The sequence below is a fragment of the Acinetobacter sp. CAU_H_S139_7 genome (genome assembly GCF_058599305.1).
On the sequence record NZ_CM178651.1, the window covers coordinates 86,377 to 108,869 of the forward strand.

20 protein-coding genes and 1 pseudogene are annotated in these 22,493 nt (G+C 44.2%); 11 read left to right on the forward strand and 10 right to left on the reverse strand.

The features are described 5' to 3' along the window. Window positions 1-59 precede the first annotated feature (59 nt). The 3 genes from serB (at window position 60) to AC4MC0_RS00405 (ending at window position 2,656) form a co-directional block, all read left to right on the forward strand. The gene (gene serB, locus AC4MC0_RS00395; protein ID WP_004691808.1) at window positions 60-1,280 is read left to right on the forward strand and encodes a phosphoserine phosphatase SerB; all 1,221 of its coding nucleotides are present in this window, start codon (window positions 60-62) and stop codon (window positions 1,278-1,280) included. Between the two features lie 410 nt (window positions 1,281-1,690). Then, a complete protein-coding gene (gene aciT, locus AC4MC0_RS00400) occupies window positions 1,691-2,026 on the forward strand; it encodes a ciprofloxacin tolerance protein AciT (RefSeq protein ID WP_004691806.1) in 336 nt (111 codons plus the stop codon). A 150-nt stretch (window positions 2,027-2,176) separates the two neighbouring features. Then, the gene (locus tag AC4MC0_RS00405) at window positions 2,177-2,656 is read left to right on the forward strand and encodes an SCP2 sterol-binding domain-containing protein (RefSeq protein ID WP_004691804.1); all 480 of its coding nucleotides are present in this window, start codon (window positions 2,177-2,179) and stop codon (window positions 2,654-2,656) included. A gap of 103 nt (window positions 2,657-2,759) precedes the next feature. On the opposite strand, the gene dtd is transcribed toward AC4MC0_RS00405, so the two are convergent. Then, window positions 2,760-3,200 (reverse strand): D-aminoacyl-tRNA deacylase, encoded by a 441-nt coding sequence (gene dtd, locus AC4MC0_RS00410; protein ID WP_078388281.1) that lies wholly within the window; start codon window positions 3,198-3,200, stop codon window positions 2,760-2,762. Between the two features lie 301 nt (window positions 3,201-3,501). Between dtd and pncB the strand changes: the two genes are divergently transcribed. The 3 genes from pncB to asd all read left to right on the forward strand — a co-directional run bounded on the left by pncB (window position 3,502) and on the right by asd (window position 6,573). Next, window positions 3,502-4,713 (forward strand): nicotinate phosphoribosyltransferase, encoded by a 1,212-nt coding sequence (gene pncB / locus AC4MC0_RS00415; RefSeq protein WP_419275348.1) that lies wholly within the window; start codon window positions 3,502-3,504, stop codon window positions 4,711-4,713. A gap of 163 nt (window positions 4,714-4,876) precedes the next feature. Further along, the gene (locus AC4MC0_RS00420) at window positions 4,877-5,725 is read left to right on the forward strand and encodes a sulfurtransferase (RefSeq protein WP_419283703.1); all 849 of its coding nucleotides are present in this window, start codon (window positions 4,877-4,879) and stop codon (window positions 5,723-5,725) included. Then, on the forward strand, window positions 5,722-6,573 hold the full coding sequence (asd, locus tag AC4MC0_RS00425) for an archaetidylserine decarboxylase (RefSeq protein WP_063454376.1): 852 nt from the start codon (window positions 5,722-5,724) through the stop codon (window positions 6,571-6,573). Before AC4MC0_RS00420 ends, asd begins: the two co-directional genes overlap by 4 nt. 95 nt (window positions 6,574-6,668) lie before the next feature. On the opposite strand, the gene phoR is transcribed toward asd, so the two are convergent. The 3 genes from phoR to AC4MC0_RS00440 form a co-directional block, all read right to left on the reverse strand. Next, window positions 6,669-8,027: a phosphate regulon sensor histidine kinase PhoR gene (gene phoR, locus AC4MC0_RS00430; RefSeq protein ID WP_004691795.1), complete on the reverse strand. Its 1,359-nt coding sequence runs from the start codon at window positions 8,025-8,027 to the stop codon at window positions 6,669-6,671. 9 nt (window positions 8,028-8,036) lie between these two features. Then, window positions 8,037-8,747, reverse strand: coding sequence for a phosphate regulon transcriptional regulator PhoB (gene phoB, locus AC4MC0_RS00435; protein ID WP_004691794.1), 711 nt, complete (start codon window positions 8,745-8,747; stop codon window positions 8,037-8,039). A 214-nt stretch (window positions 8,748-8,961) separates the two neighbouring features. Then, window positions 8,962-9,660 (reverse strand): TetR/AcrR family transcriptional regulator, encoded by a 699-nt coding sequence (locus tag AC4MC0_RS00440; RefSeq protein ID WP_058951499.1) that lies wholly within the window; start codon window positions 9,658-9,660, stop codon window positions 8,962-8,964. A 203-nt stretch (window positions 9,661-9,863) separates the two neighbouring features. On the opposite strand from AC4MC0_RS00440, the gene AC4MC0_RS00445 reads away from it, so the two are divergent. After that, entirely contained in the window at window positions 9,864-10,703 is an 840-nt protein-coding gene (locus AC4MC0_RS00445) for an SDR family NAD(P)-dependent oxidoreductase (RefSeq protein WP_491887201.1), read from the forward strand. A gap of 98 nt (window positions 10,704-10,801) precedes the next feature. On the opposite strand, the gene AC4MC0_RS00450 is transcribed toward AC4MC0_RS00445, so the two are convergent. From AC4MC0_RS00450 to AC4MC0_RS00470, 5 genes and pseudogenes are all read right to left on the reverse strand, one after another. After that, window positions 10,802-12,169, reverse strand: a complete 1,368-nt coding sequence (locus AC4MC0_RS00450; protein ID WP_291390285.1) for an MATE family efflux transporter — start codon at window positions 12,167-12,169, stop codon at window positions 10,802-10,804. A gap of 122 nt (window positions 12,170-12,291) precedes the next feature. Beyond that, a complete protein-coding gene (locus tag AC4MC0_RS00455; RefSeq protein WP_491887202.1) occupies window positions 12,292-13,449 on the reverse strand; it encodes a methionine aminotransferase in 1,158 nt (385 codons plus the stop codon). A gap of 112 nt (window positions 13,450-13,561) precedes the next feature. Then, window positions 13,562-14,869, reverse strand: coding sequence for a DUF445 domain-containing protein (locus tag AC4MC0_RS00460; RefSeq protein WP_395474985.1), 1,308 nt, complete (start codon window positions 14,867-14,869; stop codon window positions 13,562-13,564). 16 nt (window positions 14,870-14,885) lie between these two features. After that, complete coding sequence (locus AC4MC0_RS00465) at window positions 14,886-15,455, reverse strand: CC0125/CC1285 family lipoprotein (protein WP_491887203.1); 570 nt, start codon at window positions 15,453-15,455, stop codon at window positions 14,886-14,888. A 38-nt stretch (window positions 15,456-15,493) separates the two neighbouring features. Further along, window positions 15,494-16,025: pseudogene (locus AC4MC0_RS00470) on the reverse strand (DUF924 family protein). Between the two features lie 225 nt (window positions 16,026-16,250). Between AC4MC0_RS00470 and gshA the strand changes: the two are divergent. Both gshA and AC4MC0_RS00480 read left to right on the forward strand, forming a co-directional pair. Next, window positions 16,251-17,828, forward strand: coding sequence for a glutamate--cysteine ligase (gshA, locus tag AC4MC0_RS00475; RefSeq protein WP_114837385.1), 1,578 nt, complete (start codon window positions 16,251-16,253; stop codon window positions 17,826-17,828). Window positions 17,829-17,847: 19 nt separating this feature from the next. After that, window positions 17,848-18,363: a disulfide bond formation protein B gene (locus tag AC4MC0_RS00480; RefSeq protein WP_114837384.1), complete on the forward strand. Its 516-nt coding sequence runs from the start codon at window positions 17,848-17,850 to the stop codon at window positions 18,361-18,363. Between the two features lie 56 nt (window positions 18,364-18,419). On the opposite strand, the gene AC4MC0_RS00485 is transcribed toward AC4MC0_RS00480, so the two are convergent. After that, complete coding sequence (locus AC4MC0_RS00485) at window positions 18,420-19,751, reverse strand: PGAP1-like alpha/beta domain-containing protein (RefSeq protein WP_176536796.1); 1,332 nt, start codon at window positions 19,749-19,751, stop codon at window positions 18,420-18,422. A 240-nt stretch (window positions 19,752-19,991) separates the two neighbouring features. Between AC4MC0_RS00485 and AC4MC0_RS00490 the strand changes: the two genes are divergently transcribed. Continuing rightward, entirely contained in the window at window positions 19,992-20,567 is a 576-nt protein-coding gene (locus AC4MC0_RS00490) for a YqiA/YcfP family alpha/beta fold hydrolase (RefSeq protein ID WP_201701906.1), read from the forward strand. Between the two features lie 14 nt (window positions 20,568-20,581). Beyond that, window positions 20,582-22,462, forward strand: coding sequence for a DNA topoisomerase IV subunit B (gene parE, locus AC4MC0_RS00495; protein WP_491887204.1), 1,881 nt, complete (start codon window positions 20,582-20,584; stop codon window positions 22,460-22,462). Window positions 22,463-22,493: the final 31 nt, after the last annotated feature.

Genomic DNA, 22,493 nt, shown 5'->3' on the forward strand with positions numbered 1-22,493 from the left:
ATATATTCAATTTCGATTATGATTCTAACAATAGTCGTAGCTCAGACCCGAGTCAATTCATGCGAGAAATCATTCTTATTTCATTTTTAGGACCAGACCAACCTAATCAGTTCACTCGATTAATGCAGGTTTTGTCCACTCATTCATTACAAATTTTAGATGTCGGACAAGCAGTTATTCATAACCAATTGACCTTAGGTATTGTTATTTCTTCAGACGACCAAACTGCAACAGCTTTGGCGATGAAGGAAATTCTAATTTTAGCACATGATATTGGTTTAACTGTACGTTTTAAACCAATCACTACAACTGAATATGACCAGTGGGTGAGTGAAGGTGGGCGGACGCGTTATATCGTCACGGCTTTGGCGCCAGAGCTTGAGGCGTCTCACTTACAAGCAGTTACAAATATTGTGTCTAACCAAGGTTTCAACATCGAAACCGTGACCCGTTTGTCAGGTCGTCCAGTCTTAAATGGCGAAGTCGATGGACCGAAACGCGCCTGTGTTCAATTCGGTTTAAGTGGTCAAATGCTGGATGCCGCAGCCATGCGTGCAGCCTGTTTACGTTTGTCACATGAACTGAATGTCGATGTAGCTGTACAAGAAGACAATGCCTACCGTCGTAACCGCCGTTTGGTGTGTTTTGACATGGACTCGACCTTAATCGAGCAAGAAGTGATTGATGAGTTGGCGATTGAAGCGGGTGTCGGCGCACAAGTCGCTGAAATTACGGAACGTGCAATGCAGGGTGAGCTAGATTTTCAACAAAGCTTCCGTGCACGTGTCGCACTACTCAAAGGGATGGACGCCTCTGTCCTACCTAAAATTGCAGAACGTCTGACCGTTACAGAAGGTGCTGAACGCTTAATTTCGACTTTAAAAGCGTTGGGCTACCACACGGCTATTTTGTCGGGTGGTTTCCAGTACTTTGCAGAGTATCTACAAGCCAAACTTGGCATCGATGAAGTTCATGCCAATGTCTTAGACGTTGAAAATGGCGTGGTGACGGGCGAAGTTAAAGGTCACATCGTGGATGGTGCACGTAAGGCATTATTATTACGTGAGTTAGCCGATAAGATGGGCATTTCTCTTGAGCAGGCGATTGCAGTGGGCGATGGTGCAAATGATTTACCGATGCTGTCGATTGCTGGCTTAGGTGTCGCTTTCCGTGCGAAACCGCTGGTGAGACAAAACGCCAATCAAGCCATTTCAAGTGTCGGCTTAGATGGGGTGTTGTATTTATTGGGTGTGCACGATAAAGATTTAAATCGTGCTTAAAGCTTGTCCCTGTTATAAAAAACGCAGCCTTTGAGCTGCGTTTTTTTGTTGCAAATTTAAGCGAAAAACGATGAGCGGTCAGTGAAAAATGTCGATAAAAACAACGATCAACAGAATTGGAAAAAATATTTTTAAGCGCTGAAAATACGGGTTTTATTTTGTAATGACACGCCAAGACTGAGCGCGTCTTTGTTTTGGAAAAGTTCAAATCTAAAAAAATGTAATGACAATATAATATGGCGACAAGGTATGTCGCATTCTAAAAATACAAGCCTTTTTTTCTTTTCAAAACTGCTCATAATGCATGCATAGAGTTTGAAAGCTACACAATCCATTAATTTTAAACGGTATCGGGGATGAGTTCAGCACAGTGTATCAGTCGCCTGAATTTATCTTAGACGGAGGTTTTTATGGTAACAGCGAATTTAGCAACCATCGTTGGCTTAAGTTTAGTCGCCGCTGCGTTAATTGCTGTTTTCTTTTCGCCTTATCGTCGCTGGTTGAGTTTTATGGTGGCGGGTATGGTGTTTTGGGGAATCTTGGAAGTCATTCGCCTAGGTGTGCAAGCAGTGTTTGAAATGCCGATCACTTATAGCTACTTAACTGCTTTAACTTCAGCGATGCTTATTGTGACGATGTTGCTTCTACGTGAAGACCGTCGCGCAGAACGTGCACTGGCGCAGCGCCGTTGTATTGAACATACACCTGTATATGAAGATGACCAACAGCAGTGTTCTAGCCGCTAAGTCATAACCTCATACCGTAAAAGAAGATGCCTAGAGCATCTTTTTTACGTTCTTACATGATTGTTATACAAAGCCTAGCGGTAAAAATGGCAACTTGTGGTAGCATTGAAAACAGTCAATTTATCAACAATTACAATAGGCTTTCATGTCATGAAACTATCTTCAATTCCTGTGGTTAAACTTCCATTGGTTGATGTCAGCACGGATCCGCTGGATTTAATGGTTACTGGTTTGGCACTTCGTATGAAACAGCTGGCGCGTACCAGTCCAAAATTTATTGAATTAGTTCATGAACGTCAGTTCCGTATTCAAATTGGTACGGATCTGGGTATGGCGCGCCAAATTATTGTGAACAATGGTCAGATTGATACCGTTTCAGGTGATGCTGAAAAAGCCGATTTTATTTTACAGTTTGCGGACAGTGAGCAAGGTGTGAAAACTTTAATCAAAGGTGACCCAACCGCATTTATGACGGGCATGCAAAACGGTAGCATTAAAATGGAAGGTGATTTTGGTCTCTTGGTTTGGTTTAACCAAGTTGCAAAATTGGTTCCACCAAAGCTACCAAAGCCTGTGAAAGCAAAAATTAAAGCTGCTCGCGCATTTTTGAAAGAAAAAACCGGTAAGTAAAAAGATTTTTTAAACGTCTCGATTCCGTCTCCTTTATAAAAGACAGATTGAGAGTGATGAAATCGAAAAGCCCTCTATCGAGGGCTTTTTTATGCATGGTGTTTTATTCGACTTCTAAATTGAAAGTCACGGGTCCATTATTGACCAAATGTACTTTCATGTCGGCAGCAAAAATACCGGTTTGCACATGCTCAAACTGGGTCTTGGCATAGTCAACCAGTTGTTCGTATAAGGCCTCGGCATCATCCGGTGGCATGGCCGGTCCAAAGTCAGGACGTAAGCCTTTTTGGGTTTGCGCCATCAAGGTGAACTGAGAAACCAGAAGAATACCCCCGCCAGCTTGACTGACATTCCAGCCCATTTTGCCTTGTTCGTCGTTAAAAAAACGATACTTTAAAATTTTATCGATCAGTTTTTTGCCTTTATCTAAAGTGTCTTCTTTCCCAAGACCTAAGAAAACCAAGATACCGTGTTGAATTTCGCCTGTGGTTTCACCATCGACCACCACTTTGGCTTCGAGAACGCGTTGTAATAAGGCCCGCATGACTGATTCTATCTACCTTTTGATTGTGCAGACTGAAATTGTAGCAATTCTAGGGCAGCACAGGAGAAACATCGATTGAAAAAACAAGGCCGTTGCGTTGATATCCATAGCAATGTTTAAGTAAAAGAACATAGGCCAAGAGCGATGACAATAAAGACATCAACACTTGAATTCTGAATAGAGAGAAACAAGAGATGTACTGAGTAATTGGTCGAATAGCAAGACCGAATTACCAAAACATGGCTATGCAGCTTAAAAAAATGTGCTTTAATGCAATAAGTTGCTAAAAACCGAAAATGATATGTCTGCCATCATCCAATCCTTATTAGATACTGATCTGTACAAATTTACGATGCTACAGGTGGTCCTGCATAAGTTTCCCCAAGCGCATAGTGTGTACCAGTTCCGTTGTCGCAATTTGGATGACACGGTCTATCCTTTGGTCGACATTCTTGATGATTTAAATCACCAATTAGATTTGCTTTGCCAATTACGTTTTCAAGACGATGAACTGCAATACCTGCGCAGTTTGCGCTTTATCAAAAGTGATTTTGTCGATTATTTAGAGTTATTTCAGCTCAAACGTCGTTTTATTGTGGCCAGTATCGATCACCAAGGCCGTTTAGACATTCGAATTGAAGGGCCGATGGTTCAAGCCATGATGTTTGAAATCTTTGTGCTTGCCATTGTCAATGAGCTGTATTTCCGCCGTATTCGAAGCGAAGAGGTCATGGCTGAGGGCGAACGTCGCTTACAGGCCAAAGTGGCTTTATTAAAACACTATGAAACATCGCAGACCCCAAATGATCCCCCATTTTTAGTCTCTGATTTTGGTACGCGGCGCCGCTATAGTTTGGCGTGGCAAAAACATGTGATTGAAGTGTTTAATCAAGCTGCACCGCATATTTTCCGTGGCACCAGTAATGTCTTAATTGCGAAGCAATTGGGCCTAACCCCGATTGGCACCATGGCACATGAATTCCTACAAGCATTCCAAGCGTTGGATGTACGTTTACGTAATTTCCAAAAATCAGCACTGGAAACCTGGGTACAAGAATACCGTGGTGACTTAGGTATTGCCTTGACGGATGTGGTGGGGATGGACGCATTCCTGCGAGATTTTGATTTGTATTTTGCCAAGCTGTTCGATGGTTTGCGTCATGACAGTGGCGACCCGTATGAGTGGGGCGATAAAGCCTATGCTCACTATAAAAAGCTGAAAATTGACAGTAAAACCAAAATGCTGACCTTTAGTGATGGACTGAATTTAGAGAAAGCGTGGGATCTGCACAATTATTTCAAAGACCGTTTCCAAGTCAGCTTCGGGATTGGTACCAATTTGACCAATGATATGGGACAAACTCCTTTAAATATTGTGCTTAAACTGGTCGAGTGTAATGGCCAGTCGGTTGCGAAAATCTCAGACAGTCCGGGTAAAACGATGACGGATAACGACACCTTTTTAGCGTATTTACGTCAGGTTTTTGAGATTGCTGAAGCAGAAGCCAATTAATCCAGAATATATACCATGCCAGAATCGGTTCTGGCATGGTTGTATTCAAAAACTGGCGAATAGTGATATCTATAATTCTGCTAAAAGAATGCAAAAAATCAGAATAATTGTAAAAATGAGTTGTGCTAAGATCAAAGCATAATCTGAAAACATACGAAATAATATGACACATTCTGCCTTTGATTTTGGCTTGTTGATAGACGCAGAGCAGTTGGTTCCGCATTTAGGGAATGACAAATTACGCATCGTCGATTTAAGTCGAGCTTCAGTCTATGACCAATTGCATATTCCACATGCTTTACATTTAAAGCCAAAATTTTTGGTGCGCCAAGATGAGCAAGCCACCGGCCGACTTCCTGATGTAGAAGGTTTACAAGAGCTGATTCGTTATTTGAATATTTCACCCGAGCATCATGTCGTGGTCTATGATGATGAAGGTGGTGCTTGGGCGGGGCGTTTGATTTGGAATTTACACTGCTTAGGTTTTGAAAATACCAGTCTGCTCAATGGTGGAATTCATGCATGGCTTGCAGCAGGACTTCCAACCACTTCTGAAGTGGGACAGTTTGAACCTGTGAGCGCCTTGGTACAGGTCGATCAAGCCAAAATACAGCAGTATCGAATTGAATATGCTGAGTTATTAGAGAAAGTTCAAAACAGCGAAGTCCAACTCTGGGACTGCCGAACAGAAGACGAATATACCGGCGTGCGTCTTGCAGCGCGACGCGGCGGTCACATTCCAAATGCACTACATTTTGAATGGAGTACTGCCCTTAACCGTGAAAATCATTTAAGATTGCACCCTTTAGAACGCACGCAGCAACGCTTAGAACAATTGGGTTTTAACTTAAATAAACCTGTGGTGGTGTACTGTCAGTCACATCACCGCTCAGGACTGGCTTATATTTTAGGTCGTTTATTGGGTTGGAATATTCAGGCGTATGACGGTGCGTGGAGTGAATGGGGCAACCGCCTCGACAGTCCTATCATTACCGGAGAGATGCCGTCTTGAGCCTCACATCACGCTTAAAAAAACAAATTTTCATTCAAGCTCAACGTGTTGTACCGCAACATCAGTTATCACGTGTCGTGGGTAGAGTCGCAGCCAGCGAAAATCCGATTGTGAAAAATGCGGTCATCACTGCGTTTAAAGCGCAGTACGGCATTGATATGTCGATTGCTGAGCAGAGCAATGCACTGAAGTTTAAGTCCTTTAATGAATTCTTTACCCGTGCATTAAAAGAGGGTGTACGTGATATTGATACCGATGCGACCAGTATTGTATCGCCTGCGGACGGTGCGATTTCACAGTTGGGTCCAATTGTGGAAGGGGATATTTTCCAAGCCAAAGGGCAAAAATTCACCGTTGATAATTTAATTGCAGATCCACAGTTGGCTGAACCGTTTAAAAATGGTCAGTTTGCAACGGTGTATTTATCGCCTAAAGATTATCACCGTGTGCATATGCCATTTGCAGGCACATTGACTGAAACCTTATATGTGCCGGGTGAATTGTTCTCGGTCAATCAAACCACTGCTGAAAACATTCCAGGCCTGTTTGCCCGCAATGAACGTATGGTTTGTTTATTTGATACGGAAATCGGCCGTATGGCCGTGGTCCTCGTTGGCGCCATGATTGTGGCGGGGATTGAAACTGTTGCAACAGGAAAAGTGAAGCCTACTGGCCGTTTAGAATTAAATCAGCATGACTTGTTCTTGGACAAAGGTGCTGAACTCGGTCGTTTCTACCTAGGTTCAACCGCTGTGGTACTGTTTGAAAAAGACAAAATGACGTGGGATACAGCCTTTAAAGCCAACTCGACTGTGGTGATGGGTGAAGCGATGGGACATACAGTTTAATCGTTTCAGCTCTAGGTCACCATCCTTGTTAAAGGGAAGGTGAGAGACAAAAAAGCACCGATATCGGTGCTTTTTTCATGCTTTTGAAGAAAGGCTTATTCAGGATTATAGGTGCGTTCTTTGGGGAAAATCACTTTAAAAATTGAGCCTTGATTTTCTTTAGATTCAATTTCTAAATGTGCTTGGTGCTGCATTAACACGTGTTTCACAATTGCTAGTCCTAAGCCTGTGCCACCCGTTTGTCGACTGCGCGCGCTGTCAACACGGTAGAAGCGTTCGGTTAAACGGGGTAGGTGCTTAGGATCAATGCCTATGCCAGTATCTTCCACAGTAAAATAAGCTTGCTCACCATTGTCATGCCAACCCATGGTCACCGTTCCACCTTTCGGTGTGTATTTGATGGCATTGGTAATCAGATTACTAAAAGCGCTGGCCAACTCCATATCTGAACCGATTAAGTCGCAATGACTGTCGATATCGAGATTGAGCGTATGCCCATAATCAATATTATAGGCATGTGCATCGTCATAAAGTTGGTTCATTAAGCTAGGCATATCAATGATTTGATTTTTAGCAATTTGCTTGTCATTTTCTAGGCGTGACAGTAAGAGCAAATCATTCACCAAGGCATTCATGCGTTTGGCCTGTGCCTGCATTTGGTCAAAGGCCCGCTTCCAACGTGGGTTGAGGTCTTCTTGGTCTGTAAAGGTTTCAATATAACCACTGAGTACTGTGAGTGGTGTACGTAGTTCATGTGAAATGTTATCGACAAAGTCTTTACGCATTTGTTCGAGATTGTGCATGCGGGTCACGTCATAGGCGACCAGTAAGCGACTTTCACCACCAAAACGGGTCATTTTGACTTGAACATAATGTTCATCAAAACTGGATGACTTCATTTTTAAGCCATCTGGTGCCGCATCAATATTATTGTAATAATCCACAAAACTCGGTTGGCGTAATAAAGTCAAAATATTACGGCCACGGTCATTTTGTTCGATGCCCAATAACCGTTCTGCAGCAGGGTTCCACCATTCAATTTGTTGCATGTCATCAATCAGCACCACGGCTTCTTGCAAAGCGACCAATGATGACTGTGCCCGATCAATCAACCCAACCATTTCCGCTTGTACAATCCGTTCTTGGCGCTGTGCACGATAAACATTGAACAATAATGCCCCCCAAATGCCCCCAAGGTTGGGTGGAACTTCGTAGGGACGATTGGAAATCCAGTCATTGACCAAATACAAAGAGCGCATTTGCAGAATGAAAAAAACGGCAAAGGCAAAGGAGATACACGTCCAAAAATAACCAACGCCAAAACCAATCAAGCTTGCAATCAGCAAGAAAAAGGCAAGGAGACGTAAGTCCTGTTTGGCAAAGCCCCATAAACTGCTGTATCGCGTTTTTTTATGCTCGCGCGCAAGTTCAGGGACCGGGTAGGGTTCATACATAAAACAAAATTAACCTAGGGCGATATCCGCACGTGTAGAGAATCGATAGCCTGTACCGCGAACTGTTTGCACAAAGCGATCTGCCGCATAAGGCTCAAGCACTTTACGTAAACGGCGAATATGCACGTCGATGGTACGGTCTTCAATATACACGTTTCCACCCCAGACTTGGTCAAGAAGTTGTGCACGGGTGTAGGCACGCTCAGGATGAGTCATGAAGAAGGCCAGTAAACGATACTCGGTTGGTCCCATGTCGAGGAAATTATTGCCAAAGCTGACCCGTTGGCTGACAGGGTCTAAGATTAAGCCATTGGCATCAATCGATTTTTCACCGCTGAGCGCATTAGCGCGGCGTAAAACGGCTTTAATGCGTGAAACCAATTCACGGGTCGAAAACGGTTTGGTCATGTAGTCATCTGCACCAGCGTCCAGACCTTGTACTTTATGGTCTTCTTCACCACGTGCCGTGAGCATAATCACTGGAATTTCAGAGAGATTTTCATCGCGCTTGAGACGGCGACATAAATCTACGCCACTGACGCCACCAGGCATCATCCAGTCGAGCAAGATCAAAGCAGGACGCTGATCCACAATCATTTGGTGGGCTTGTTTTGCATCTTCGGCTTGTAAGCATTGAAAGCCTGCCATATCCAACGAGGTGTGAATCATTTCTCGAATGGGAAGTTCATCATCGACGATTAAAATGTAGTCATCTTTCACAACGCAATATCCTATTGTAGGTAACGGCAGGCCGTTTTAATTTTATGACAGGCTTATTACAAAGATTAATTATGACAGTATCATTGCAAAAAACAGACGATTGATGAAATTTGCAAAAAAATGTGACAAAAAATCGTCATATTGGGATTCAAAATTAATGGAAGTTTAATCTAAATTGCATTCGAAAATGCCGATCTCATCCAAGTGAAAAGTCTTAGACATCCAATTTTTCCCGTGCATTCGGGTCAGAAAAGGTTTCTAGGAGTGAAATAAACACAATACGGCTGGAGGTTAAAACTTCTTCAAAGGATTGTTTAAACCCACTGACCACCCAACGGATCGCAATTTGCGTAACATAGCCATTGAGGCCTGTGGCGACCAGCGAAATTTCTCGTTCGGAACGATTAATTTGCGGCATCATCAGCATCACAAAGGCCTGAATCATTCGGTCAAAACGGGTCATGGTTTCATGAATGGTGGCTTGGTTATGTAATTCTTGGACCAACATTGCATCGATATAAATAATACGCGCCATGCGGGGATTGTCTTTTAAGGTAGTGAGTAAGGCACGCAGTCCTGCATCAATCATTTTGTGTGGATCTGAAGAGGCTTGCATGATGGCTTGCATGACATTGTGCTGTAACTCATCGATCAGCTTTAAAAAAATGGTTTGAAACAGCTGCTCACTTTTTTTAAACGACTCATAAAAATAACGTTCAGTAAGTTTGGCTTCATTACAAATATCTTTCACCGTCACGGCAAAAAAGCCGTGAGTACCGTAGGCTTCAATTCCTGCTTCAATGAGTTTTTCACGACGCAGCTGTTTACGTTCAGAAAGCGATAAGCCCTTGAATTGTCTTTCTTTGGTTTTATTATTATCGCTGTTTTTTTGTACTGGTTCAGATGCCGTCATCAGATTTCATCGCCCTATTTGAAAGCCAAGGTTTTGCATAGTTTAGCAATAAACCACGACTCTACCTATGCGTAGGCTTTAATCTCTAGCTGGTTTTCATGGACTTGACACTTTTGGCTATTAAATTTATGACAATTGATATTGTCAATTATAAAAAAAGCATCTACAGTCGATGTACAAAGATAAAGGACAACCACAATCTCATGAAGAATTTTAAAAATAAAGTCGCGGCAATTACAGGTGCAGGATCGGGTATTGGCCAACAATTGGCACTTTTATTAGCCAAGGCGGGCTGTCATGTATCATTGAGTGATGTCAATGAACAAGGGTTGGCAAAAACAGTTGAACTGCTACAAGGCACCAATGTACGTGTCACCACGAAAAAATTAGACGTCTCAGACCGCTTAGCGATGCAAGCGTGGGCTGAAGAAACCGTACAAAATCATGGTTCTGTGAATATGATTTTTAATAATGCCGGCGTTGCTTTGGGTTCAACCGTAGAAGGTGCATCCTATGAAGAGCTGGAATGGATCTTGGGGATTAATTTCTGGGGTGTGGTCTATGGCACCAAAGAGTTTTTGCCTTATATTAAGAAAACAGGCGATGGGCATATCATCAATATTTCCAGCTTATTTGGCCTAACCGCTCAACCGACTCAGTCTGCTTACAATGCCACTAAGTTTGCGGTGCGTGGCTTTACGGAGTCATTACGCCAAGAGTTAGATATGGAAAACTCTGGCGTGAGCGCGTTGTGCGTGCATCCAGGTGGGATTCGAACCAATATTGCCAATGCTGCCAAAGTGAATGACAGCCTGCGTAGCATCGGGATGAACCCTGAGAAATCTGCACAGACCTTTAATAAATTATTACGCTGTCCACCTGGAGAAGCAGCGCGTCAAATTTTAGAGGCGGTACAAAAAGACAAGCGCCGTTTATTGATTGGCAATGATGCGAAAACGCTAGATTTGATTCAGCGCATCTTACCAACGGGCTACCAAAAAGTGACGGCTTTTGCGACCAAATTAAGCCAAAGAAAGTCTTAATGTTGTGATGTAAAAAACCCGCTTTGGCGGGTTCTTTTATGCTTAATTTTAATGAGTGTCATGATCAAAAACGTGTTCTATCAAATATCTGTTTAGCTTTAAATGAGCGTTTCAATGGTCTTTTTCTTCCAAATAAATTGATAATAAAGCCCCTGCATAATGCATAAGCTGACAAAGGCCAGTGCATAAGCATACCAAATACCTTGCAGTCCCCACCATTCACTAAATAAGTAGGCACAGGGCACTTCAATCGCAATAATCGCAATGATATTGATGATCATGGGCATGGTGACTGTACCGCTGGCCCGCATAATGGAGGCAAAAATGGCACTGGCACCAAAGAATAAAATGGACCACAGCACAATGAACAACAGCTGTTGCCCCAGCTCAACCACTGCATGGTCAGTGATAAAGAGTGCCATGAGGTATTTGGAGAAGAGGTAAGCCAAAACCACCAAAGAACCCGTAATGATAATGTTCATGCCGAGTGCGGTACGCGTGACTTTGGCCAATAACTCGGATTTGCCTGCGCCAATGGCTTGCGCACCAAAAATCGATGCAGCAATGGCAATCGATAGAGCAGGGAATTGAATATAATTCAGAACCTGATTAACCGCACCATAGGCTGCGGTCGCATCGGCCCCATGGCGGTTGACTAGGCCCACAATAACAAGACCCGCAACCGAGGTGGTGATCATTTGAATGCCTGTTGGAACCCCTAAGCGCAGAATGATTTTACTCAGCTGGCGGTCAAAGCGAATATGACGTAGCAGTTGTGCATCAAGCCTGAGTGGGTGCTGTTTATAGTTCAAATAGAAATATAAAAAGGTCAGCACAGAAACAAAGCCTAAAATGGTCGCAATGGCAGGCGCAACAATCCCCAGTTTTGGAAAGCCAAAATAACCCGCAATCAGAACGGGTGTGACACAAAGCCCAATCAAGATGGTCATGCCAGAAGCAATTAGAGGTGTCGTGCTGTCTCCGACACCGCGTAAAATTGAGGTATAAATAATATATACAAACAGTAGGGGGCTACCTGCCAACATCCATTGCACATAAGGTAACGAGAGATGCATGACGTCTTCATCGATACCCAAAGCCGATAAAATTGGTCGCGCAAAAACTACCCCAAGAAACGCAATAAAGCTGCCACCAATGAGGGTCATAAAAATAGTGGAGCCGACCACCGCCCGGACTTTTTCAATATTCTGTGCGCCCCATGCTTGACCAACCAAGACGGTAGAACCCGCGGATAGTCCAATTACGAAGGCCATTAAGCAAAATAGGATGGGGAAGAACACCGCAACCGCTGCAATCGCCTGCACCCCCATCATCTGTCCGACAAAGATGGTATTAATCGTACCCGACAGATTTTGCAGAATATTGGTGGCAATCAAAGGCATCAGGAAAATAAAAAAGGCTTTCCATAGCTTTTGCTGTTGCACCAATGGGGCGTGTGCTGACATAAGTCATCCTGAGGTTATTTTTATTACATTTCTAAGGCTTACCCTAGCATAGTTCAGCGCTGAAAAGCCGATGTATTTCAGTAAGCGAAGCTTGTTCTTGTGCAAAAGAAAAGCTGAAAAATTTAAACGCTTTGCAAAATTTCAGCTGCCTGAGCCAAGGTTTGATCGGTCTTGGCAAAGCAAAAACGAATCATGCGCAAAGCCTCTGGTGCCTGCTGATAAAACACGGAAACAGGAATGCCAACAATGCCATGCTGCTCTGCCAGAAAGCGGCAAAATTCAACATCGTTTAAATCGGGACGAATGTGGCTGTAGTCGACATTTTGAAAGTAAGTGCCTTGCGAAGGCAGCCATTGAAAGCGTGAACCGGTTAAACCCTCAATAAAACGATCGCGTTTTGCTTGATAAAAGCCCGCTAAGTTTTGAATATGCTCAGGATGTTGCTGCATATAATTGGCTAACGCCAGTTGTACTGGGGTGACTCCGCAGAAGTTGGCAAACTGATAGACCTGACGGAACAGTTGCATCAGCGCAGGTGTAGCAACGCAGTAGCCGGTTTTCCAACCGGTCACATGAAAGGTTTTGCCAAAGGACCCCACCACTACACTACGCTCACGCAGTTCAGGAAAAGACAGCGCCGAATAGTGACGTTGACCATCAAATACCAGATGTTCATAGACTTCATCGGACAGGATTAAAATATTGGTGTCGCAAATCAGTTCAATCAGCATCAACCAATCTTGCTTACTCCAAATGGCACCACTTGGGTTATGTGGTGTGTTGATAATGATCAGTTTGGTTTTGGCAGTGATGGCTGATTTGACCTGCTCCCAATCGACCGAAAAATGTGGGGGGTGGAGCGCAATATGAATGGCTTTGCCCCCAACCAAAGCCACACTTGGCGCATAGCTGTCATAACTGGGGTCAAAAATGATGACTTCATCATCCGCATGGACTACGGCTTGAATGGTGGCAAAAAGGCCAATGGTTGCGCCCGGAGTGATGGTAATTTCAGTCATCGGGTCGAGCTGAATCTGATCGCGGTGTGCAAATTGCTGCGCCAGTTGCTCGCGTAATAACCAGACTCCATCGCCTGGAGCATACTGATTGAAACCACTTTGAGTGGCCTGTGCTAAAGCATCCAGCAGTTCAGCAGGAGCTTCGAAGTCTGGAAAACCTTGGGATAGATTTAGTGCATTTAAGCGCTGTGCCATGGCAGTCATAGTGCTGAAAATAGTGACGCCTTGTGCAGGCAGTTTAGATGAAGGCAACTGAATCATGAATGCTTAAAAGTGTCTAAATATCAGCCCAAAATAGCATATTCATCCCCTTTTACTTATGCAAATTTTGCATGTAGGGCAGGGGTGAAGCATGCATTTTTGTGGATTGCTTTTATAAGAGCTGTTCAACTGCCGCGCGAATAATCCCCAGTGCTAAGCCAATAAATGCACCGACTACGACGCCATTGACCCGAATCATATGCAAGTCGCCACCGACTTCATTTTCGATCTTGTCAATCATCACACTGGAGTCCCATTCGTGAATACGTTCACTGATAAAACGAATGACTTTTTCACTGTATTGGTCGCTGAGATTGACCGCAATGCCGCTGAGGCGTTGATTAAGCAAGTCTCTGACGGCTTGATTGGAGATGATGTTTTCCCCGATTTGTTGAATGGATACACGGATGTTGTGAGCAATACCAGAGTCTGGTTTTTGCAAGTCTTGTTTAATGGCATCACATAAAATGACCACTGCACCGCTAATAAAATTCAGCACTTGTGGGCTATCTAGCAGGGCGTCTTTGGTCTGGTTTAAACGCTGACTGGCCCTACTGTCGCTGTCTGCCAGTTCGAGCATAAGCGCGTGTCCTATTGCTTCAATCTTTTGACGCCATGGATGCTCAGGATCGGCCAACATCGATTCGACTCGTTGAATGAGTGAGTCGATGGTTCTTTGCTGCACATCGATGCCAATCCAACTGGCCCCTTTGGCCAGTTTCCAAACCCCGAGTTCTTTGAACAAGGTTCGGGTCAACTCACGACTTTGTTCAGGATGTTGGGTCATCCAGTCATGCGCCAAGTCGAGTCCGCGTTGTAATACATCTTGATGGAAATCATTTTCTAGCACTGCACGCAGCATTTCACTGGCCAAATGATTGACTTGAGTGTTACGCACCCACTGCACGCTGTTACTTTGAATAAAGCGTCCGATTTGTTCTTGGCCCACAAACTCAAAGACTTTAGGCACCGTTTGTTGAATGACTTGGGTGACTTGCAGATTGTTTTGTGGGTTGGCAAGCCATTGGCCAACCGCCAAAGACAGGTCGGTACTTTGCAGGCTTTTTTCCACCACTTGTGGAGAAAGAAAGTTCTCTTGTACAAAGCGGCCCATAGACTCTGCAATACGGTCTTTGTTACGGGGAATAATTTCGGTGTGATCGCGTAAAAACTTTGGAATTGGCATTTTCCCAAAGGGATTACGGAACAGCACAGTAATGGCATACCAGTCAGCCAAGCCGCCGACTACACCTGCTTCGGCGGATAACATTAAAATATGAATGATCCAAACCTTGTCTGTGGGGACAAACTTGGCAACGACCATCAGCAGCAGCCATGTCACCACTGCCGTGATTAGGGCAATGGTGGCAAAACGTTTGCTGCGTTTCAGACTCGATGGGACGGCTTGAGGTTCATTCATAGGCAGGCTCTATGCTTTATTTGCTGGTCGACGCTGGACTGCTCGGTTCAGGCGGTGGGAGCACTTCACCGGTTGGACTCAAACCGTATTTTCTACCCAGCGATTTTAAAATCAGCGTGGCATCAAAGGCATCGCTTGGTGCCGATTTTTGGTCTTTAAAGCATTGAATGCTGTATGACACTTGCACGGGGTCAATGTCGACTACACGTGGTACATCGTAGAACGGATCAGGCCAAAAGGCTGGATGGCGAGAATAATAACCATATGGGTAATAAGGCATTGGGTTTGAATACACCACGGCTTGTCTTGGTGGTTGGTTTTGGTTGCTCGGGTCATTTAGCACTTTAAAGAAGCGATAACCATTTTGCACTGTGGTTTGCGCAGCTTTGACCAGAGTGATTTCTTCAGCCGTGCCATAGCTCATATTTGGGCGCGCTTGGAAGCTGATGCGATAAGTCGAGGTGTTTAATGGCGTATTACTAAACCGACCTAACTGGTCGAAGGTTAAGGGCTTTGAGGGGGTAGAGGCACAGCCTACTAAACTCAGACCCGTCGCCAGTGCACAGGCGATTAAAATTTTCTTCATGAGATAGACTCCTTAGCACAGAGGGAGAAGCCGAACAGTTAAAAATGGCTGTTGGGCTGAGTCAAAAAATCCAGTTCTTCTTGGCTTGAGTTGCGGCCAAGGACTTGGTTCCGATGCGGATAGCGTCCAAAACGATCGATAATCACTTTGTGACGCTGTTCAAAATCGAGGTTAATCGGATTGCCTAAGTCTTCGAACAATTTTAAAGCATATTGATGAATAAGTTTCGATTCACTATGCATAAAGGGCATATATAAAAAACTACGTTGTATGGGTGGTAGTGCTGCATCCAGTTTTAGCGTGATGGCTTCTTGTGCCAAAGCCAAGGCCAAAGCGTCCTGAGCAAAGACCAAAGAACTGTTGCGATACAGGTTTCTCGACAGTTGGTCGAGCACAATAATTTCAGCCAAACGCCCCTCAGCACCAAGACCATAGCTCAGCATGCGCCGCTTGTTGATGAATTGTCTTAAATTTTTCTTCGATGAGTGCATCGAACGCATCATTTTGGCTAAACCACCAGCTTTGGTTTTTGGGATCGAACCAAAAATCTAAAATTTCTTGATAATTCATAAAGTTTACAATTCTTTAGCATTTATTCTTCAATACAATCACACTTTTGATATGTCTAATAGCGTAACTTTGTGATAAATATTTTCCGAAAAAATAGAACAGATGGTTTACTTGAAAATAGGACTGGGTGTAATGTGCCGAATTAAAATCACGTTATACTGATATAAACTGATGATTTTATTTTATTCGTCGTTGTAATTGTTTCTTCCAAAAAGTGAGATTGTAATGGGTCAACCCGCATCTAAATCTACAGCTGTGTTACCGACTTGGGTCAATTCATCACTTTTGCAAGGGATGTTACGTGGGATTGAGCGTGAAAGTTTGCGCATGCAAAGTGATGGTTTTTTATCACAAGCCGACCACCCTCAAGCTTTGGGTTCTGCACTGACCCATCCGCATATTACGACGGATTATTCGGAAGCTTTATTAGAATTTATTACACCGCCCCAGCCCAGCATTACCGAGGCGTTGCACTATTTAAAAGACATTCATAGCGTGGCGCATCGTCATCTGGAACATGGTGAAAAGCTCTGGCCGCTGTCGATGCCATGTATGTTGGATGACAATGACGATAAAATCCGCTTAGCCCAATATGGCAGCTCAAATATCGGGAAGTTCAAGACCTTGTACCGTCATGGTTTAGGGGTACGTTATGGTCGCCGTATGCAAACCATTTCAGGTTTACACTATAACTTATCTTTTCCTGATCAGCTGTTTGAACAATTACAACAACACGAAACAGATGAGGCACTAAAAGCCTTATCTGCACAAGACTATCGTAGTCACCGCTATTTTGGATTGATCCGCAACTTTATTCGCCTTACGCCGTTGGTGATGTTTTTGGTCGGGGCAAGTCCATCGGTCTGCCAGTGTTTTATGACAGGGCGTGAACATCATCTGTTGCCATTGCTGCGCGGGACCTTGTATTTACCTTATGCAACTGCTTTGCGAATGGGACGTTTTGGTTATCAAAACTCAGCACAAAAGCAGCTCGGGATTCATTACAACAATATCGACGGTTATCTCGAAGGCCTACAAAAAGCAGTCAAAACGGCTTATGCGCCGTTTAGTCGCTTAGGCCTCAACGATGCGCAGGGAGAGCCGATTCAAATTAATGATCATGTCCTGCAAATTGAAAATGAGTACTACAGTTTGGTGCGGCCAAAGCAAGTACCACAAGCAGGTGAAACTCCATCACAAGCGCTGAGCAATCGTGGTGTCGGTTATGTGGAACTGCGTGCGGTGGATGTGAACCCGTATAGCCCAATTGGGATCAATGAAGATACCGCAGGTTTCTTAGAAGTGCTGGCGCTGTACTGCTTATTGCTAGATAGCCCAGACTTATTGGCCGCAGAGCAAGATCAAATCGAGAAAAACCAAGCGGAAGTGGTCAATCGTGGTCGCGCACCGAATGCTGCAATTGCTGTGGGTGAGCAATCGTTCCCAATTGAAGCATGGAGTCAGTCTCATTTAGAGGCTATGCAAGAACTGGTTGTGTTGTTAGATCAGTGCTATGACACCACACTGTATAGTAAAGCGATGACAGTCATGCAACAGAGAGTCGCTGAAGTTGATGATACTTTGTCGGCGCAGATGATCGAAGATACTCTAGAAGCGGGTGGGACATGGGGCTTTGGTAGCCAAATGGCTGCACAACATGCATCGAGTTATGAGCGTCATCAGTTGAGTGCAGAGACATGGGCTTATTTTGACGATTTAGCCACGCAATCACTGCAACAACAACAGCAATTAGAGCAAGACAGTCAGCTGAGTTTTGAACAGTATCTTGCGCAATTTAGATAAAAAATTAAGAGGATTGACCATGCAATGGAGTTATCGCTTCGTGAGTGGTGTTTTGGTTTTAGCCAGTATCATCGGGATGGCCTTTGCCTTGTATTTAGAGCATGGCCCGCTACAGTTAAACCCATGTCCACTCTGTGTGTTCCAACGTGTGGGACTGATTGGACTGGGGATTATTTCGCTGATTGCCTTTTTGCATAACCCAGCATCGAATGGTTTTAAACGCTTTTATGCATTTTTAGGCAGCCTCTCGATCTTATGGTCGGCTGGTGTGGCAGCACGTCACGTTTGGTTACAGAGCTTACCGCCTGATCAAGTGCCGAGCTGTGGCCCAGGCTTGGATTATTGGTTAGACACGTTGCCGCTGCGTGCTGTGTTTGAGCAAGTCTTAACAGGTTCAGGTGAATGTGCACTGGTAGACTGGACTTTCCTAGGTCAGTCTTTACCTGTGTGGTCTTTGGTATTTTTTGTGGCACTGGCGTTGATTAGCCTGTGGCAACTGTTGCGTACATATCCAAGCCACGCGAAGAAAAAATAATAAAGATAAAAAAAGCCAACGTGATGTTGGCTTTTTTATGAGGTGAATGAGGGGGCCTAGGTGAGCGCAATGCCCTCTAAGTCATCCAACCCGATCATATATTCATGCACTTGGCCATATTCCGTTTCAGTTGGATTTGGATAGAACCAATTGACGATTTGTTCGGCAACACTGGCATGGGTATGTAGCTCAAAATGGTTTAAGCCATAGAAAATGGCTTTATGTGAATCGGGGACTTTCAGTTGAAAGCGCGGATTCATATGCTCGCCTAAGGCACTTTTCACACTGACCAAATAATCCCCAATCACATTGAGCGCGCGATATTTGCGATGTTCAAACTCAATCGTACCTGCCACCAAGAAGGTATTGATATGGGAGGGTAAAGGGGCTGGCTTACGATTGTCATCAACATGACCAATACGCGCTTCATTATGTTCCCAGTCATCATCCCGCACACTGCCATGACGTAAGTCTAAAATACCGTTGCTGCGAATGTTGATGATATGCCCAATAATTTTGACAAAAGGGAAACGTCCCAATTTGTCCTGCAAATGAAAGCCAAAACGTTCTAAAGCCGCACCATGATGCGGAGAACCAATACAGACCATGTTTTCCACCACATGAATCCAACTTTGCATATTTTGTTTGCCGTAGAACAGCGCACTGCGCGAAACCAGTCCGCCCATACTGTGCCCAATCAGATCAATCGAGCTAATCCGTGGGTTACGGTTGAGTAAATCTTGTAGTGAGTTGGCAAAGCTACGCCCATTGGCTGAAATACGACGACCCGTGTTGTAGTTGAGATATAGCATGGTGTTTTGTGCACGTTGCGTCAGCAGTTTTTCCCCTATACCGCCATAACGCGCCGTGCTCCAGTACAAATGGTTCATGCATAGACCATGAACCATAATCACAACGCGGCCAGATAACTCACCTTGTTGGACAGCGCCATAATGATCATATAGCACCATCGGTAGTGCCACAGGGTTGTGATATTTCAGTAAATAGTCGCCCAAAACACCATTCAGCGCCCCAACTAAATAATGCATGGTTGGGGTTAAGGGTTTGCGATGCAAATTTGGAAATTTTTCAATGATATGACGCAAACTTGGCGCCAATAAATAGCTACCGTAGTTTTGCAAGGTATTGAAGGAAAACTGGTAAATTTTTTCAATTGACCGTGTCGACAGAAACTTCTTGGAACTGGTTTCATTCATCCCAAATATACTGATTAAAATTTCACGCTGAATGGCCTGAATTAAATCGTGGACGACATCGCCTAAGCGGGTTGTCACCAACTGAGCAATCCCTTCAAGCAGGTCGGCTTGGCTGGGAGGAGTACGATCCCATTTACAATAGGTCTCGTGCAGAGGCGTTAAACTTGGCATTTTTTCTACCCTTGTGTTTCTGTGTCCAAAGGGACTTTATTTTTTTCAACGATCACGGTATAAATTCTTAGCACTCTAGCTTATCTAATTCATCTCGAACAACTTTTACAATAGCGATGAATACACAGATGACCTTATTTTTTTGTCTGACAATTTTTATATCCATACAAAATAATACAGTCGGCTGATGTCATCTCTTTTGAGTTCAATAAAAATGATGTAGAAGAGTAAATGTACAGCATGAATATTATTTATTTACATGGCTTTCAAAGCAGTTCTTTATCGATTAAAGGTCAATTGCTGAAACGCTATTGCGAATCTCGTCCACAGTGGCATGTGCATTTGCCAGACTTGAACATGCCGCCACATTTGGCCTTAGAAAAATTGGCCGCCTTGATTCAGGAGTTGGATCAGGTGGTGCTGGTAGGCAGTAGTTTAGGTGGGTTTTATGCGACACAACTGGTCGCGAAGTTGGCAGTGCCGGCTGTGCTGATCAATCCAGCTATGCAACCATGGCATTTGTTCCGAGATTTATTTGGTGCGACGCAACTGCCCTATAAAGTCAATGAACATTGGACGCTCGATGATGCACAATTAGACTATTTAGAGCAGATTGAGCTGCCATTTGTGCAAGATGCAGACAAAATTTTAGTGTTATTGCAACAAGGCGATGAAGTTTTGGATTATCGTGAAGCACAGCGCTATTATAATGGCGCAGCGCTCGTGATCTCGGAAACGCAAGGCAATCATGCGATGGAAGATTTCGCAGACAAAATACCGATGGCATTACAGTTTTTATCGGACTGCTTAAAATAAGGAAACAGTACAACGTGTCTCAATATACGGCTCAATCGCTTGAAGTATTATCTGGTTTAGATCCGGTACGTCGTCGTCCCGGCATGTATACCGATACCACACGCCCAAACCATTTGGCGCAAGAGGTTATTGATAATGCAGTCGATGAGGCACTGGCTGGCCATGCCAACAAAATTACCGTCACCGTTTATAAAGATGGTTCGCTCTCAGTCGAAGACAATGGTCGCGGTATGCCTGTCGATATTCACCCCGAATATGGTCAAAGCGGGATCGAAATCATCCTGACCAAACTGCATGCAGGTGGTAAATTCAGTACCGACAACTACCAGTTCTCAGGCGGTTTGCATGGCGTAGGCATTTCCGTGGTAAATGCCTTATCTAGCCGAGTCGAAGTAGAAGTTCAGCGTCAAGGCAACCTTTACCAAATGGTGTTTGAGCAGGGTGAACCGACTGCGCCCTTGACGGTGCTAGAAGGTAAAGCTCCGAAGCGTGCGACAGGGACCACCGTTCACTTTTGGCCTGAAGCCAAATATTTTGATTCACCGAAATTTGCCTTGAAAGCGCTGAAGCACAACTTAAAAGCCAAAGCTGTTTTGGCGGCTGGTTTGCAAATCAATTATGTCGACCAAATCAATGACGAAAAAATCGTTTGGCAGTTTGAAAATGGCCTCGTCGATTATTTGATGGATGAAATTGAGGATCGTGAGATTCTGCCTCATCCAGCCTTTGTGGCAACAGGAGATGCTGAGCGTGCCAGTGCCGAATTTGCCATTTGTTGGAATGTCGATGGCGGCGAATTGGTACAAGAAAGCTATGTGAACTTGATTCCAACGGCGCAAGGCGGAACCCATGTGAACGGCCTACGCTCAGGTGTGACCGATGCAATGCGTGAGTTTTGTGAACTGCGTAACTTGCTGCCACGCAATATGAAGCTGTCAGCTGAAGACGTCTGGGATGGTGTGAACTATATTTTGTCGTTGAAGTTCCAAGAGCCACAGTTTTCAGGCCAAACCAAAGAGCGTTTATCTAGCCGTGAAGCATCGGGCATTGTCCAGAACATTGCCAAAGATGCTTTTGCACTGTGGTTGAACCAAAACTCCGATATTGCCATGCAGTTGGCTGAAATGGCGATCTCAAAAGCAGGTCGTCGTCTGAAAGCTGCGAAAAAGGTCGAACGTAAGAAAATTGTGGCAGGGCCAACTTTACCTGGAAAACTGTCAGACTGCGTTGGACATACCTTAGAAGAGTCTGAACTGTTCATTGTGGAAGGTGATTCTGCTGGTGGTTCAGCCAAGCAGGCGCGTGATAAAAACTTCCAAGCGATCATGCCTATTCGTGGGAAAATCTTAAATACTTGGGAAGTCTCTTCTGATGAAGTCTTAGCTTCGCAAGAAGTGCATAACATTGCCATTGCGATTGGGGTCGATCCGGGGTCGGATGATCTATCCGAATTACGTTATGGCAAGATCTGTATTTTGGCCGATGCTGACTCGGATGGTCTACACATTGCGACTCTGCTATGTGCTTTGTTTGTGAAACATTTTCCGATCTTGGTTGAAGAAGGACATCTGTATGTGGCGATGCCTCCGTTGTATCGAATTGATGATGCAAAAGATGTGCACTATGCCTTGGACGATGATGAGCTTGAAAGCATGTTAAAAAAATGCAAAACCAAGAACCCGCAAATTACTCGATTTAAAGGTTTGGGTGAAATGAACGCAAGCCAACTGCGTGAAACCACGCTGGATCCAAACACACGCCGTTTGGTGCAATTAGATTTGGATGACAGTCATTTTACTGCAGGTTTATTGGACAAATTACTGGCAAAAAAACGCTCCAGTGACCGTAAAGAATGGTTAGAGCAGAAAGGTAACTTGGCCGAGTTGGTGGTTTAATATATTGATAAGCCTGCGTAAAGTGGGCTTA

Coding starts and splice junctions, on each gene's coding strand:
- AC4MC0_RS00420 (WP_419283703.1), top strand. CDS start 4,877: ATGACACATTCTGCCTTTGATTTTGGCTTGTTGATAGACGCAGAGCAG.
- AC4MC0_RS00440 (WP_058951499.1), bottom strand. CDS start 9,660: ATGACGGCATCTGAACCAGTACAAAAAAACAGCGATAATAATAAAACC.
- serB (WP_004691808.1), top strand. CDS start 60: ATGCGAGAAATCATTCTTATTTCATTTTTAGGACCAGACCAACCTAAT.
- AC4MC0_RS00450 (WP_291390285.1), bottom strand. CDS start 12,169: ATGTCAGCACACGCCCCATTGGTGCAACAGCAAAAGCTATGGAAAGCC.
- dtd (WP_078388281.1), bottom strand. CDS start 3,200: ATGCGGGCCTTATTACAACGCGTTCTCGAAGCCAAAGTGGTGGTCGAT.
- AC4MC0_RS00455 (WP_491887202.1), bottom strand. CDS start 13,449: ATGATTCAGTTGCCTTCATCTAAACTGCCTGCACAAGGCGTCACTATT.
- gshA (WP_114837385.1), top strand. CDS start 16,251: ATGGGTCAACCCGCATCTAAATCTACAGCTGTGTTACCGACTTGGGTC.
- AC4MC0_RS00490 (WP_201701906.1), top strand. CDS start 19,992: ATGAATATTATTTATTTACATGGCTTTCAAAGCAGTTCTTTATCGATT.
- AC4MC0_RS00405 (WP_004691804.1), top strand. CDS start 2,177: ATGAAACTATCTTCAATTCCTGTGGTTAAACTTCCATTGGTTGATGTC.
- AC4MC0_RS00460 (WP_395474985.1), bottom strand. CDS start 14,869: ATGAATGAACCTCAAGCCGTCCCATCGAGTCTGAAACGCAGCAAACGT.
- AC4MC0_RS00480 (WP_114837384.1), top strand. CDS start 17,848: ATGCAATGGAGTTATCGCTTCGTGAGTGGTGTTTTGGTTTTAGCCAGT.
- AC4MC0_RS00485 (WP_176536796.1), bottom strand. CDS start 19,751: ATGCCAAGTTTAACGCCTCTGCACGAGACCTATTGTAAATGGGATCGT.
- phoR (WP_004691795.1), bottom strand. CDS start 8,027: ATGTATGAACCCTACCCGGTCCCTGAACTTGCGCGCGAGCATAAAAAA.
- AC4MC0_RS00465 (WP_491887203.1), bottom strand. CDS start 15,455: ATGAAGAAAATTTTAATCGCCTGTGCACTGGCGACGGGTCTGAGTTTA.
- pncB (WP_419275348.1), top strand. CDS start 3,502: ATGTCTGCCATCATCCAATCCTTATTAGATACTGATCTGTACAAATTT.
- aciT (WP_004691806.1), top strand. CDS start 1,691: ATGGTAACAGCGAATTTAGCAACCATCGTTGGCTTAAGTTTAGTCGCC.
- AC4MC0_RS00445 (WP_491887201.1), top strand. CDS start 9,864: ATGAAGAATTTTAAAAATAAAGTCGCGGCAATTACAGGTGCAGGATCG.